Here is a 13,111-nt window from a genome sequence, read left to right as displayed (position 1 = left end):
CTCCTTATTTCTTTATATTTTTTGTATTTTTTGTTTTTTTAGGATTTAAATTAAGCTCTTTTTTCATAACAATTTGATCTTGTTTAGAAATTTCAAATAAAAAAGCATAATCTCCATAAGTATCAGAACTAGCTTCTAACTTTTCAACATTAAAATCTTCACTTTGAATTTCTTGCTCACCTATAAAAATGGATTTTTTTACTCTTACATTGGTAATTTCTGTTTGACCATAATATCCATTACCTCTAGCAAAAAGCTTATTAGGCATTGGTGTATTTTCAAGTTCTATGCTTACCTCTCTACTTCCTGAACTAGACCATAAGCAACACTCATCAGCGCCACCATTATATTTTTTAAACACATGGGCGATTTTGTGATAGGTTTCTTGATAAATACCACTTGTCTTAATCGTTCCTAAAATTTGGTTTTCTCCTGCAATAGGATTAGAATCTATAGTAAAATCGCTTCTATTAAGACCATTACCATCTTTAGTCATAGTAAATTTTGCGTTTTCATACTCATCTTGAACTTTATTTGGAGTAGCAAAACCATTTTCAAAACCAAATCTTAAATCACTCATACAACCCCCATATTGTCCACCTGTGGTAGTGTTATCAAATGTGATAATGATTTTTTCTTTAGGGATAATATCATTGCTACCATCTCCTAGTAAATCAACCCAGCTTGTAAAATCATTATCATTAGCAGTGCAAATAAATAATTGCTTTTTACTTTCTACAACCGCCCAAATTTCTCCTACTTTAGCTTGTGTATTGTAGTTAGGTGGAGTTTTTGATATTTTTATGTTTGTATTTTGAAAACCCTCATCTTTTAAAATCTCTTGAATGAGACTTTTAAGCTCCTCTTTATTAACAAGCTCTTCTTTAAAAAGTTTTAGTTTTTTATCTATAAGCTCATTAACTTTTTGAGCATTAAGCTTATCACTAACTATAGGTTCACTTGGCTCTTTTGAGCCTTGATTAATATCTGGAATAAAAGAAATTCCATAATCTTTCATTTTAACTCCTTTTTATGCTTTCACTTTGTGCGAATAAAATCCGCCCAAAGTCGCTTTTGCTAAAGCCCCCGTCCCACTGCGTGGGTAGCTCACCTTTTTTTATTTTCCTTTTATCAAGCATTTTATTGCATGATAAAGATTGCAAGAATGATAAAATACAAAGATTTTAAGTCTTGAACATCCAAGCAAAGTCATAGCTTCTTTTAATGCTAAATCAGCTGTCCTATAATCAGTTCTTGAATTTGCTTTTTCGCATAAAAAATCATGCACCACACAAGCGCTAAAATACTCACTTTTAAAAGGTGGAAACAAAGACCAAAAAAGGCGTGGGATACTTGCACCATCAGTTTTAAAGCCTTGTGGTACAATGCCTTTATAATTTGGCAAAGAAAAAGCATAATCACTAATCACTTCAAACCTGTCCTTATCGTATGGCTTTACACAAACCCTTTTTAATTCTGTTTTAGTCATTTTTCACTCTCCCAAACAATTAAATCAAGTTCTTCTTTGCTTTGTGCATTTCTAGCTTTTTCTTTTAAAGCACTTGCTTTAAAAATAGTTTCTTGCACAAAATAAGCCATGCTACTTGCAAAGAGTTTAAACTCATCTACGCTAAATCTTGTAGTTGAATTATCAAGCGCAATCCAATCAATATAAGGAATTAAATTAGGATTAACAAGAGCATTGGTTACTGCTCCATTAATTCTTAACTGATCTTCATTAGAACTTTGATAGATTTTACCTTTAAAAGAAAATCCACCATTTAGAATATTTTCTTTTTTTGCATTAATCTCGTTGATTTTTAACTCTTTTGCCTCGTTTAAAAGCTCTTCTTCGCTTTTAGGAGGATTTATTAAAGAGTTAAATTCTTCTTCGCTAATAGGTGTTAAGCCTGTTTTAATTTGCTCATCGCTCACTTCATCCTCATAAGCATAAATTTGATTATTATCGTTTTTGTCTATAAAATATTTCATTTTTTCTCCTTATTTGCTTGATGCTTATCTAAGCTCCATAAAAGATACAATGCTTTTACTTGGATACCATCCGCTGTGTTGTGGTGTATTTAATCTGTATTGCCCATTTGGTGGAATGATTCCAAAACCAAAATAAGTTCGACTTACTCCACCATTGGATAATGAAGTTTGAAACATAGAAACTGCAAATTGCTCACTACAAGAAAAACTGACATCCCCACTTGCACTAGCATTAACTTGAAATTTGGCTGCTATGGGTTTTCCTGTATTATTTGTATAAGCTACATCAAAGGCTCTTGAAACATTTTGCCAAGCTTGATTTACTCCCAATCCTCCTATTAAGCTAGGAGCTTGTTCTTTTAAGGTAGCTAAATTTACAAATTGATTGTCATTTGTAGCTTTTATAGAGCTTGTAGGTAGTTTGGTAAAGTCTTTAGCTCCTGTAATGGTTTGATTAGTAGCTAAAGTAACATATTTGGCAATTTCTGTATTAAATTTATTTTCTAAAAGATATTTAGCAAACTCATCCCATACTTTTTTAAACTCTGCATCATATTTTTGCGTTAAAGCATCAATTTTAAGATTGAGTTCCACTTTAATAGCATCCACATAATCACGACTTGCCATGATTACACTAGGATCTAGTTTTAAAATAACTTCCTCTGCATTAGAAAGCTCCATGACAATTTTTATCATAAGCTCTTTAGCGCTGCCTTCTTTTAAGATAGGTTTATAAGTGCGTGGGACATTTCCTACTGCAAGCAAATCTCCTGCTTCATCATAAATGCCTACTGCATTAACTTCAAACCCGCCCACATCGCTTGGTACATGACACATTAAATTCACATAGTTTGGATTGCTTTCATCCACGCTTTTGCTACTAATATTAGCTTCATAAACAATCTCTTCTAAGCTTTGCATTTCTTCGCTGGGCAAAATAACTTTTGAACTTAATTTAAAGCTTTTTAAATTGATACCATTTCCACTTGCTCTTGCGGCAATAAATTTAGCAATGCCAATTTTTGTTAGTATGGTATAGTATTCACTTTTTGCCATTAATACACTCCTTTAAAATCAATATTAGTTCTTGTTATTTCACACATAAAAACACCCATTGCATTTAAACTTGGTTTCTGATTGTTTTCAATTTGCGTGGTTTGAAAAGGTAAGATTTCTATAGTTTCTCCACTTATTTCTACACTAGCATTAAAACTATCATTTTTACTTTCAATCTCTATTTCAATTGCTTCTAAAACGCTTCTAACATTTTTAAAATCATAAATTAGTCTTTCTAAAGTATTAAGCGTTCTTTCATCAAAGCTAACATTAGTTGTGCTTACTTTAACTTTAAAAAAATAAGGCTTTCCACCATAATTAAACCACTCTTTAACCACTGCAGTAGGAAATACGGCTCTTAAAGCTTCTTTTATAGCCCAAGTTGTGCCGTTGTATCTATCTAAAAGTAAGGCTTTAGATATAAGCTTTCTTGCTTCTTTTGTTTCTAAACCATCTATGCTTACATCATAAGCATTAGCTAAAATTGGCAATAATCTTTCATCGCAATTTAGAGCTAGATTTGTGATACTAGCTAATTTTAAATCTTCAAATCTTGTTTTAGCACTTAAATCAATGGCTTTGCTTTGTTTTGGATGGTGGTTTAGTATTAGTGTATTCATAGCACCGCCTTTTCATAACTAAGTGAAAAGCTAAGGGTTGCAAACTCATCATCAGCTATTATTATGTTTGCTAAAGGTAAGTCTTTTAATTCTTGCTCTTCTTCATTTATGATTTTTTCTTTAATGCTTAAAATTTCACTTTTATAAACCCCATCTTGATGTAAGCATTTATAAATAAATCCCAGTGCTAAATCCACGCTTAAATCAAAATCACTTTGTAAGGCATTGATTTTTTCACTAATTTCATTAGCACGGCTTAATTCTAAAAGTAAAAGTTTGGCATCTACGATAAACTCTCTTTTTTTAGCCAATTCTACATTTACTTCATCAGTTAAAGGTCTTCGCTCATCCGCACTTAAATACTCTTTAACCACATCAACGCTTAATTCATCTTCACTTTTAATGATAACTCTTACTTTTCCTGCTCCATTGTTTAAAGCTTTTATGGAAGCTACTTTTGCACTTGCGCTTAAAGCGTGATAGATATAGCCTTTTTCACTTCCTGCGGTTGAAAAACGATGTACACTCATTACAGCCCTTTCTCTTAAGGCTTCATCGCTTTCCTCACTGGCTCCACCACTAAAATATTCAAGTTGTTTAATCTTAGCCACAAAAGGCAGTGGGGTTTGTAAAAACTCGGTTTTACTTTCTTTGCTTTGAATAAATTCATCAAGTTCTAAAATACCTTGTGCTTTACTTTGCCCTTTTTTAATCACCACTTCTTCTTTTAAAGTGGCAAGGTCTGCTTTTTCATTGGAAAAAATCGCACCTTTTGGGATAATGACATCATAAGTAAGCAAAGTATTTAATTCAAACTCTACTTTGGCTGTGGGCTTAACCCCTTTTAATCTTTCAATCAAATAGCCATTAGCTACTACATTATCTAAATCACTTCCCTTTGCATAATGAAGATATGTTGCTTTTATACTCTCATTAATTCTTGCTCTAATTATCATTTCTCTATAAGCTAAAGCTTCTAAAATGGCTTTAAAAGGATCAGATTCTAAAAGCTCTACATTATCTTTTAAAAAGCTTTTAAAAAGTTCTTCATAGGCTTTTAAAAGCTTCTCATAGTCTTGCTCTTCTATGATTTGTGGATAAGGGATATCCTTTAAAAAGCTTTGTTTAAAATAACTATCATTTGCACTTAAAAGCTCACTCATTTGCCTAGCTCCATGGTTAAATCCCCATAATTTTCAAAAAGCAAGGTAATGCTTAATTTATTGTCTTTACACTCATTAAGTCTCACACCTTTTAGCTTTACTCTTTTTTCCCACTTTGAAATTGCTTCTGCAGTGTATCTAGTAAGCTTTATCTTAAAATCATCATCGATTTTTCTATCTATGAGTGTATAAAGTAAAGAACCATACTCTGGTCTCATTACTCTTGAGCCTAAAGGAGTGATTAAAATGTCTTTGATACTTTCTTCGATGCTTACCATGTAATTCATTTTAAACCTTTGTAAAATTCAAAAATGTTTTCTAACATTTGAGAAAAACCTAAAAACATAAAAGCTATAAAAAAGCCTATAAAAATGCTTTTGATAAAAAAGTTTAGGTTTAAAAAAGCATAAAATGCCCCCATGCAAAAGAGCATAAAAAAGACTAATGAAAATAAAAGCAAAAATAATTCTTTCATAGTTTTTCCTATCTTGGCGAAGCTGTGGCACCACAAGTACAAGAATGGGTATGATTTGTTAAATCACCTTTGCTATCGCTTATATTTCCACTAACTTGTAAATTGCCTATTAAGTTTAAATTTCCTTTTATGCTAAAAGTACCACTTGCCCCACCTTCGCCACTTGTAGAAATTGCTCCTGCAATTTGAGTATTACCATTTAAATTAATACTTGGAGCGTTAAGCGTTATGGTATTAGCGTTTGTAGTATGATTTTTAGTATTTAAGGTGTTGTTTTGGTTATGGGTGGTTTTATCTACACAAGTGATATTTATATCTTTAACCACATCAAGTTTTAAAGTGCTACTCTTGGAGTTGTATTCTAAATGCGTTCCATCTTCAAAATTTATATTAAAAGTATTTTCATCTGTGTTTTTTGCTCTATGTTTTTCTTGGTAAAGCCCACGCAAAATAACTCCACTATTTAAATCCCCACGCACAGGTATGACTAATACTTGCTCTCCTATTCTTAAAGGAGAAAAGCTCACTGCATAAGAATTAGCTAGACTTTGAAAAACACTTAAAAAATCCGTTACCATATCTCCAATAGCAACCTTAGCTTTATTGTCTTTAATGTCGCAAATGATGCCAAGTTCGTTCATTATAGTTTTTCCATTTTTTTATTAATTAACTTTTCTACAAGTTGCTCAATTTTAAGCAATGCATCTGTCCCCATATAAGCTGCAAAACCACCCACTGCAACGCTAAGCTTTATGCCAAAATTAAGATAATTTACAATTTCAAAAACCAGATATGCTACAAACATAGAACCTAGCATACCTTTTAAAAAGAGTGTAAATTTACCTTTTAAATTAAGAGCTTTGCTTAATTTATTTTTTGTTACAATTCCTACAAGTCCAGCTATAAAGCTTACTATCATTAAAACCATATATACAAATATATCTTCTAATTTCATTGCTAGTTCCTTGTAAAAATTTCAAATAAATATAATAAAGCTAATGCAAAAGTTGAAAACAAAAGAGCTATAAGAAGATCTTTTGCAATGCTTTTTTGATTTATCATTTTATTATTTTCTTTCATCTTTCTCTCCTGTGCAAAGCTTGGCTATATTTTCAACTTCTAAGTAATATTTAGAGATTTCTTTAGCACTTTCTAAGTCTTTTTTGTCTAAAGGCTTTAAAGGAAGTTTTAAAGGGCATTTAATAGGAACTTTAACTTCTTTGATTTCAGTTTTAATCAAAATATCTTTAGAAGCACAAGCGCTTAAAAAAACAAAAGGTATAATTAATAGGAAAATTCTCATTTTATCATTCACTTTTTTGCTCCTAAAATATTAAATAATTCTTTATAAGCTTTAAGTTCACTCTGGCAGCTTTTATCTTTAATAAAAACCTTATCCACTTTTAAAACTTCTTTTAAAGTCTCTTTGGGCTTTAAATCAAGTTTTAATTTATCAATAGCTTTATTTTGCTGGGCTAATTTATCTTTAAAAACATTGATTTCATTGCTAAAATGCAAAGCTTTAAGTTTTAGATTTTCATTTTCTAAAGCTAAAGCATTGTTTTTTAAATATAAAAAACCACAAAGAGCAATTAGAACAAAAAAAGCTATTTTTGAAGGACTTAAAAACCTTGATAAAATAAAACTAAACACAATCTTTTCCTTATGGATAAGTCCATCTTGCTTTTTTGCCTCTAGTGTCTAAATGTACAAACCCAGCATAAGGATCATTAAAATTATGCTTTATGGCAATTCCCAAGCTCCTTTCGCCATAGGTGTTTAAAACATATTGATGAACTTCTTCTGTTTTAACTCCTTTAACCACAAAGTCTGCTGCACTTCCTATAGTGTGTTGGCTTTTAGGGGCTCCACCAACCTCTGCATTATGCTCTTTGCAGCGATATCCACTATTTATAATAATAGGAGCATTGTAATGTTCTCTGATTTCACAAAGAATGTCTATAAGCTCATCACTTGGCACATTTTGAGGCAATTCGCATTTGCCGCATTTACATTTAAATTCGCTTTCTTTAAAATAAGGGTTATTTTTCATTTTCACTCCTTTAAAATGTCGTAAGTTTAGTTAAAAAGCTGACCCAAAAACTAGAAAAATTTTGTGCTAAAACTCTTTGAAAAAATAATTTGCTTGATTAAAAAAAGAACTCATTTTAAAATTGCCGCTAATTTTTAAAGGATGAAAAATGCTTAAAAGTTTTGAAAATGAGCTTTTAGAACTATTAAAAGATTTTAAAGTAAGAATGTATTTAGGCGAGTTTGAAGACACCCAAAACATAGCAAGTTGTATTAATAATTTAGATGCTTCGCTTTTGCTTGATTTTGAAGGAGAAAGTTATAAAGATTTAGAAAATAAAGTGGGAACTTGGAAACTTTATATTTTAACCCATACAAAATCAAAAGCTCCTAAACACAGAATTGATGCTAAGCATAAATTATTTGATGCAATAGAAGCTGTTGATAAAGTGCTTTTAAATGCAGAACCTAGCAATGGTTTTAGAATAGAGCTTAAAGATCTTAAAAAGGTTTACGAAGGAATAAGCGATCATGGCTATTTAAGCATTTATGCAAGAACTTTGCAAAGTAGCTTTTTACCAAAAGATGATTTTTTAAGGATTTAAAATGCTTTTTATCAATAAAGAAAATTTAGTCGAAGTTAGCAATGATAAGCCCATAAAAGTGGCAATTAAGGGTGAGTGGAAAGGGCATAATAATGGCAGGTTTAAGGTTGATGATAAAGATTTAAACTCAATGATTGATAATTTTAATCAAAAAAAGATTGATTTGGTTATTGACTATGAGCATCAAAGCTTAAAAAATGAAAAAGCACCTGCTGCAGGTTGGATTAAAGAGCTTTATTTGGAAAATGATGCCTTAATGGCTAAGGCTGAGTTTAACGAAGAGGCTAAAAAATATATAGCAAATAAGCAATACCGCTATTTATCCCCTGTGTTTGAATTTAATTCAAAAGACAATAAAAGTGGAGAACTAGTAAGAGCTAAGCTTCACTCAGTCGCACTAACTAATACGCCATTTATTGATGAGCTAGGCGAACTCATTGCTAACAAAAATAATATTCATCAAAACAAAGGAGAGAAAATGGATGAAAAAATCAAAGAGCTAGAATCTCAGATTATAGCTTTAAAAAATGACAATAGCTCACTCGCTTTACAAAATGAAGCTTTAAAAAAACAAAACGAAGAAAGCGTTAAAAACTTAGCAAGCTCTTTAGTTGATAATGCTTTAAATAGCGGAAAAATTGCTAATTCCCAAAAAGAATGGGCGCTAATGTATGCTTGTAAGGATTTAGAAGGCTTTAAAAGCTTTTTAGATACCAAGAATGATCAAGTGCAAGTTCCAAAAAATAATGTTTTTGCAAATAAAAACACAGCAAAAACTAATGAGTTTGATGTTGTGAAAATGATGTTAGGGGATTAAAAATGGCTAAAGCTAAAAAAGAAACCCAAAACCTAGAAAATGAAGACTTGGAAACTGGAGACTTACCTAAAGCTTTGTCTTTAGAAGATGAGAACCTAGCTAATGAAGAAGCTGTGAGTGAAAATGAAACCGCTAAGGAATTTATAAATGAAGAAGGAGAAGAAATGCCATCAAAGGTCACACCAAAAAGCTTAAGCAATGATCCTTTAATTGCTATGCCAAAAAGCCTTGAAAGTTTTATCAATAAAGATTTGTTTTCAATTAATGCGAAAATAGATCTTGAAACTAATGAAAGCTTAGCTCTTGGAACGCTTTTAATCAGCGAAGATTTTGGAGAAAGCTTTAAAAAATGTCCAAATGAAGATATTAGTGCAAAAGAAAATGTTAAATTAGCAATGCTTAAAGATCACGCTCTTAGTTCTGGAGTTTATGGGGTTTTATTAGCAGGAGAAATCAATTTAAAAGGCGTTCATGTAAGTGCGGTTAAAAAGGCTTTTATGCAAAATTTAATTATTAATACTAAGGAGTAAAAATGGATTTAGAGCAACTTTTGGAACTTTTTTCAAGTACAAAAATAACTGAAGTTATTAATCAAACCAAAGCTTCACCTCGCTTTGTAAGTGATACTTTTTTTAAGGATAAAATCCCAAGTTTAGAGAGCACCGTAAGGGTTGAAATTATAAAAGGTGCTGGAATTGTTTTAAATAGCATTTCAGATAATGGGGAACATTCTTTAGAAAATACTAAAGACGCTTATATTTTAAATATACCTTTACCACGCTTTGCATTAGCAAAAAGAATCAGTGCGAGTGAGATTAATTCTTTAAGGTCTTTAGCATTGCAAGAAGCTCAGGCTAAAAGCTTAAGTGGAGCTCTTGGGGTTTTGGTTAAAGAAATGAAAGAAAGCTTTAACACTACGCTTGAATATATGGCAAATGGTGCTTTATTTGGCAAGATTTTAGATGGCAAAGGAAATGTGCTTTTTGATTTTGGAAGTGCAAGTAAGAAAGCTATTAGTGTTAAAAAAGATGGGAGTGTGACTTTAGCCAGCGTTTGTGATGCGATTGATTCAGCAATTATTAATGAATTTGGAACAAGTGCTGATTATGAAGTGCTTTGTGGAAATGAACTTTTTGCGGCTATTTCTAACTTGGCATTAAGTGAAGATCTTTATAAAAATCATCTTGCAAGTAGGGATGAGAAAGATAAGTCCTTAATTTTATATGGCACCAAATATCGCCGTTATAGTGCAAAATATAAAAATACAAATGGAAAAAGCGTTGAATTTTTAAAAGGCACTGAGGGTATGGTTGTGCCAAAGGATAATTCTAATCGCATTTATTATACAAGAGCAAATCATACTGATGCTTTAGGAAAAGCACCAAGTTTAATGTTTGTTTCTAAGCCTGAGATTTTACCTCGTGGGGCTGGAATTGAAATTGTAGGCGAAATGAGAGCCATGCCAGTTTGCACCAGACCAAATGGACTTATTAAGCTTGTTTTAGAGTAAAACGCACAATTTTAGCTTTAAAGGTAAAAAATGCTTTTAAAGCTAAAAAGATATTAGAAAAAGATTTTAAACGATTTTAACCATATTTTAACCACATTAAAAAAGGTTTTTTTAAATGAATTATCAAGACATTTTAGAAGAAAAGCTTATCACAGAAACTAAAACGCATTTTTTTATGATAGATGAAAAGGATTTAATCAAAGAATTAAGCGTTCATGCCATAGCAGAGCTTAGCGATTTAAATGCTGATGGGGTTTGTGATAAAGAAGTGATTGATGATGCTATTAATGATGCACAAAGTTATATTGCAAGTTTTATAAAGATACCTAAAAACCCAACTCCTCTTTTAAAAGATATCTGTGTAAAGCTTACAATTATGGAATTAAAACGCCGAAATGATTTTCCAAAAGAAAGCTTAGAAGAGATTAGAGAGTGGGCTAATGATTTACTTTTAAAAATGGCAAATAAAAAAATTCCAACTGAAATCAACGAAGATAACTTTATCCTACAAAACAAAGTTAGAGCGTTTAAAATTAAAAGAAAAAGAATGGATTTAAGGAGATTAAATGGCTAAAAATTTAACTTCCACCACAAAGCCTAAGATGGCAAAGGTCGGGTGTGGCCTTCAGGTGGGTGCAGAGAGTGAAACTCCTGCTCGTAAGGATAAATTTACTTCATCCGCGAAGTCTCAAAACAACTTAAAAGATTTAGCAAAAGAACTTTATATTGCAGGTTTTGATATATTTAAAATTGCAAAAATTTTAAACCGCAATGAAAAAACGATTAGAAATTACAAAGCCAAAGATGGCGATTGGGATAAGCAAAAAGCTAATCTTTTAACTTCAAAAATAAAAGATAAAGAAAGTGCCTCATTATATGAAAGTTTTACCGAGCAAATGTTTTGTGCGATTGAAAATATAAATACTGATGAAAAAATGAATGCAGAAAAGAAAACTGAAGCCATTGCAAGGATAGGCGATAGCTTTTCAAAAATGAGAAAGGTTGCAAGATTAGAAGATCCAAGCAGCTATCGTTTAAATGTTGCTAAAAAAGTGGTTGAAATTATCATAAGTCATTTAAAAAATGATAAAGATTGCGTAGCAAAACTTGTATCACTTTTAGAAAGTGGAGTGATAGAAAAAGAAATTTTAGCAATGGATATTTAATGCTTTTTTCCAAAGAAGAACTCGATGAGTTTTTAATCTCAAACGAACAAAAGCACGAAAACACTCCAAATGAACTAAAAGGTGCTATGCAAAGAAAAGACTTTTTAGAATGGATGGATGAGCTAAAAAATGAATTAAAAACTCAATTTTTGCATGAAAGCCATTTAGATCCTACTTTAAAAGAAGAAAGAATTAAAAGAGCGAGTGTGGATTTTGATTATTTTGCAAGAACTTATTTTCCGCATTATTTTACCATTAAAGGAGAATGTGGCTTACATTTGCGCTTAAATGAAGTTTTTACAAAAATCGCACTTAAAAAAGAAAGCAAAGGTGAAAAACACGCCATAGCTGCACCAAGAGCTCATGGTAAATCCACCTACACTTCACAACTCTTTCCTTTATGGTGCTTAGTTTTTAATTATAAAAGCTTTATAGTAGAGATTTCAGATGCGGTCGAACTTATGGAAGGAATGCTTGAAGCTATTAAAGCAGAGCTTGAAGATAATCCGCATTTAAAGCTTGATTTTCCCGAAGTAGTAGGAATTGGCAAGACTTGGCGCGTAGGAGAGTTTGTAAGCAATAATGGCGTAAAGATTAAAGCCTTTGGCAGTGGAAAAAGACTTCGTGGGGTTAGATATGGGGTTAAAAGACCTGATTTAGTTATTTTAGATGATTTAGAAAACGACACTAATGTCAGAAGTAAAGATCAAAGGGATAAATTAGAAGATTGGGTGGATGAAGCGGTTTTAAACTTAGGGAGTGCGGATGGAAGTTTAGATGTGCTTTATATTGGAACCATTTTACATAATGATAGCGTGTTATCTAGAAAATTAAAGCTTGGTTTTTGGAATCCTAAAGTCTTCCGTTCCATCGAAGAGTTTCCACAAAGGCTTGATTTATGGGATGAATACGCCACGCTTTATAGAAATACTGATTTTAATACCGCTCATCAATTTTATTTAAAAAATAAAGTTTTAATGGATAAAGGGGCAAAAGTTCTTTGGGATGAAGCTAAAAGCTTAGAAGATTTAATGAAGTTAAGAGCTGAAAATCTAAAAGCTTTCAATAAAGAGCAACTCAATAATCCAAGAAGTGAAAATCAAATCTTTAGTCTTGATGGTATTAATTTTTATGATGATTTACCACCCATTAATCAGTATTATATGTATATTGACCCAGCAGGAGAAAAAGCAAAAAGTGACTTTACTGCGATTACCATTATTGGCAAAGGTGCAAAGGGTTTTTATGTAGCAGAAAGCATCGTAAAAATCTTAAAAGCACAAAGCATTATAAAAACCATTTTTAATCTTCAAAAGAATTATAAATGTCGCTTGATTGAAATTGAAACTAATGGCGGTCAATTTTTCTTAAAAAAATGGTTACAAGAAAAAAGCTTAGAAAGTGGAGTTTTTTTGCCTTTGCGTGGCAAAAACAATAGCGTTAGCAAGTTTGAACGCATTGAGAGTTTAAGCCTTGCTTTTGAAAATGAAGAGCTTTTTTTACATAAAAGCCAAACTATGCTTATAAATCAACTTTTAGAATTTCCAGAAGGGAAAAATGATGATGCACCTGATAGCTTAGCAGGAGCATTTTTATTAGCAAGAACTAAAAGTAGCATTAAAAGAAGAAAGCATCATTTTAACTCTGTTTCAAGAATAAGGCGTTTTTAAAGGAAA

At 31.5% G+C, this 13,111-nt stretch carries 21 protein-coding genes; 7 read left to right on the top strand and 14 right to left on the bottom strand.

The window, feature by feature from the left end:
• Positions 1 to 4: 4 nt before the first annotated feature.
• The 14 genes from FBF15_RS01015 to FBF15_RS00955 all read right to left on the bottom strand — a co-directional run bounded on the left by FBF15_RS01015 (position 5) and on the right by FBF15_RS00955 (position 7,359).
• A complete protein-coding gene (locus FBF15_RS01015; RefSeq protein WP_052788897.1) occupies positions 5 to 1,018 on the bottom strand; it encodes a hypothetical protein in 1,014 nt (337 codons plus the stop codon).
• Positions 1,019 to 1,117: 99 nt separating this feature from the next.
• Positions 1,118 to 1,489, bottom strand: coding sequence for a DUF1353 domain-containing protein (locus tag FBF15_RS01010; protein WP_002938257.1), 372 nt, complete (start codon positions 1,487 to 1,489; stop codon positions 1,118 to 1,120).
• Positions 1,486 to 1,992, bottom strand: a complete 507-nt coding sequence (locus FBF15_RS01005) for a DUF4376 domain-containing protein (protein WP_002855083.1) — start codon at positions 1,990 to 1,992, stop codon at positions 1,486 to 1,488. The genes FBF15_RS01010 and FBF15_RS01005 overlap by 4 nt, the downstream gene beginning before the upstream one ends.
• Positions 1,993 to 2,016: 24 nt before the next feature.
• Positions 2,017 to 3,048 (bottom strand): phage tail protein, encoded by a 1,032-nt coding sequence (locus FBF15_RS01000; protein ID WP_032593245.1) that lies wholly within the window; start codon positions 3,046 to 3,048, stop codon positions 2,017 to 2,019.
• Positions 3,048 to 3,668, bottom strand: a complete 621-nt coding sequence (locus FBF15_RS00995; RefSeq protein ID WP_002909489.1) for a phage tail protein I — start codon at positions 3,666 to 3,668, stop codon at positions 3,048 to 3,050. The genes FBF15_RS01000 and FBF15_RS00995 overlap by 1 nt, the downstream gene beginning before the upstream one ends.
• Positions 3,665 to 4,831, bottom strand: coding sequence for a baseplate J/gp47 family protein (locus tag FBF15_RS00990; RefSeq protein WP_021358098.1), 1,167 nt, complete (start codon positions 4,829 to 4,831; stop codon positions 3,665 to 3,667). The genes FBF15_RS00995 and FBF15_RS00990 overlap by 4 nt, the downstream gene beginning before the upstream one ends.
• Positions 4,828 to 5,118: a GPW/gp25 family protein gene (locus FBF15_RS00985; RefSeq protein ID WP_002795239.1), complete on the bottom strand. Its 291-nt coding sequence runs from the start codon at positions 5,116 to 5,118 to the stop codon at positions 4,828 to 4,830. Before FBF15_RS00985 ends, FBF15_RS00990 begins: the two co-directional genes overlap by 4 nt.
• On the bottom strand, positions 5,115 to 5,306 hold the full coding sequence (locus FBF15_RS00980; protein ID WP_002795238.1) for a hypothetical protein: 192 nt from the start codon (positions 5,304 to 5,306) through the stop codon (positions 5,115 to 5,117). The genes FBF15_RS00985 and FBF15_RS00980 overlap by 4 nt, the downstream gene beginning before the upstream one ends.
• A gap of 8 nt (positions 5,307 to 5,314) precedes the next feature.
• A complete protein-coding gene (locus FBF15_RS00975) occupies positions 5,315 to 5,947 on the bottom strand; it encodes a phage baseplate assembly protein V (RefSeq protein ID WP_041160235.1) in 633 nt (210 codons plus the stop codon).
• Positions 5,947 to 6,261: a phage holin family protein gene (locus FBF15_RS00970; protein ID WP_002784492.1), complete on the bottom strand. Its 315-nt coding sequence runs from the start codon at positions 6,259 to 6,261 to the stop codon at positions 5,947 to 5,949. The genes FBF15_RS00975 and FBF15_RS00970 overlap by 1 nt, the downstream gene beginning before the upstream one ends.
• A gap of 2 nt (positions 6,262 to 6,263) precedes the next feature.
• Positions 6,264 to 6,386, bottom strand: a complete 123-nt coding sequence (locus tag FBF15_RS09840) for a hypothetical protein (RefSeq protein ID WP_002790262.1) — start codon at positions 6,384 to 6,386, stop codon at positions 6,264 to 6,266.
• The gene (locus FBF15_RS00965; protein ID WP_002784496.1) at positions 6,373 to 6,621 is read right to left on the bottom strand and encodes a hypothetical protein; all 249 of its coding nucleotides are present in this window, start codon (positions 6,619 to 6,621) and stop codon (positions 6,373 to 6,375) included. The genes FBF15_RS09840 and FBF15_RS00965 overlap by 14 nt, the downstream gene beginning before the upstream one ends.
• The gene (locus FBF15_RS00960) at positions 6,618 to 6,959 is read right to left on the bottom strand and encodes a hypothetical protein (protein WP_002854893.1); all 342 of its coding nucleotides are present in this window, start codon (positions 6,957 to 6,959) and stop codon (positions 6,618 to 6,620) included. Before FBF15_RS00960 ends, FBF15_RS00965 begins: the two co-directional genes overlap by 4 nt.
• 10 nt (positions 6,960 to 6,969) lie before the next feature.
• Positions 6,970 to 7,359 (bottom strand): D-Ala-D-Ala carboxypeptidase family metallohydrolase, encoded by a 390-nt coding sequence (locus FBF15_RS00955; protein ID WP_002878913.1) that lies wholly within the window; start codon positions 7,357 to 7,359, stop codon positions 6,970 to 6,972.
• Between the two features lie 148 nt (positions 7,360 to 7,507).
• Between FBF15_RS00955 and FBF15_RS00950 the strand changes: the two genes are divergently transcribed.
• The 7 genes from FBF15_RS00950 (at position 7,508) to terL (ending at position 13,105) form a co-directional block, all read left to right on the top strand.
• Positions 7,508 to 7,942 carry a hypothetical protein gene (locus FBF15_RS00950; protein WP_002784501.1) on the top strand — a complete coding sequence of 145 codons (435 nt, stop codon included), beginning with the start codon at positions 7,508 to 7,510 and terminating at the stop codon, positions 7,940 to 7,942.
• Between the two features lies 1 nt (position 7,943).
• The gene (locus FBF15_RS00945; protein WP_002876306.1) at positions 7,944 to 8,759 is read left to right on the top strand and encodes a phage protease; all 816 of its coding nucleotides are present in this window, start codon (positions 7,944 to 7,946) and stop codon (positions 8,757 to 8,759) included.
• Between the two features lie 2 nt (positions 8,760 to 8,761).
• Positions 8,762 to 9,289, top strand: coding sequence for a hypothetical protein (locus FBF15_RS00940; protein WP_002784505.1), 528 nt, complete (start codon positions 8,762 to 8,764; stop codon positions 9,287 to 9,289).
• Between the two features lie 2 nt (positions 9,290 to 9,291).
• A complete protein-coding gene (locus FBF15_RS00935; protein WP_052788896.1) occupies positions 9,292 to 10,269 on the top strand; it encodes a major capsid protein in 978 nt (325 codons plus the stop codon).
• Positions 10,270 to 10,384: 115 nt separating this feature from the next.
• Positions 10,385 to 10,843 carry a phage protein Gp36 family protein gene (locus FBF15_RS00930; protein ID WP_041016313.1) on the top strand — a complete coding sequence of 153 codons (459 nt, stop codon included), beginning with the start codon at positions 10,385 to 10,387 and terminating at the stop codon, positions 10,841 to 10,843.
• Positions 10,836 to 11,435 carry a DUF1804 family protein gene (locus tag FBF15_RS00925; RefSeq protein WP_002803360.1) on the top strand — a complete coding sequence of 200 codons (600 nt, stop codon included), beginning with the start codon at positions 10,836 to 10,838 and terminating at the stop codon, positions 11,433 to 11,435. The genes FBF15_RS00930 and FBF15_RS00925 overlap by 8 nt, the downstream gene beginning before the upstream one ends.
• Positions 11,435 to 13,105, top strand: a complete 1,671-nt coding sequence (terL, locus tag FBF15_RS00920) for a phage terminase large subunit (RefSeq protein ID WP_165434531.1) — start codon at positions 11,435 to 11,437, stop codon at positions 13,103 to 13,105. Before FBF15_RS00925 ends, terL begins: the two co-directional genes overlap by 1 nt.
• Positions 13,106 to 13,111 lie beyond the last annotated feature (6 nt).

Origin of the sequence: Campylobacter sp. CFSAN093233 (assembly GCF_011068165.1) — a bacterium.
Classification (GTDB): domain Bacteria; phylum Campylobacterota; class Campylobacteria; order Campylobacterales; family Campylobacteraceae; genus Campylobacter_D; species Campylobacter_D jejuni.
Note: the sequence above shows the minus strand (reverse complement) of the source record. Positions and strands in the feature narration are given on the sequence as shown.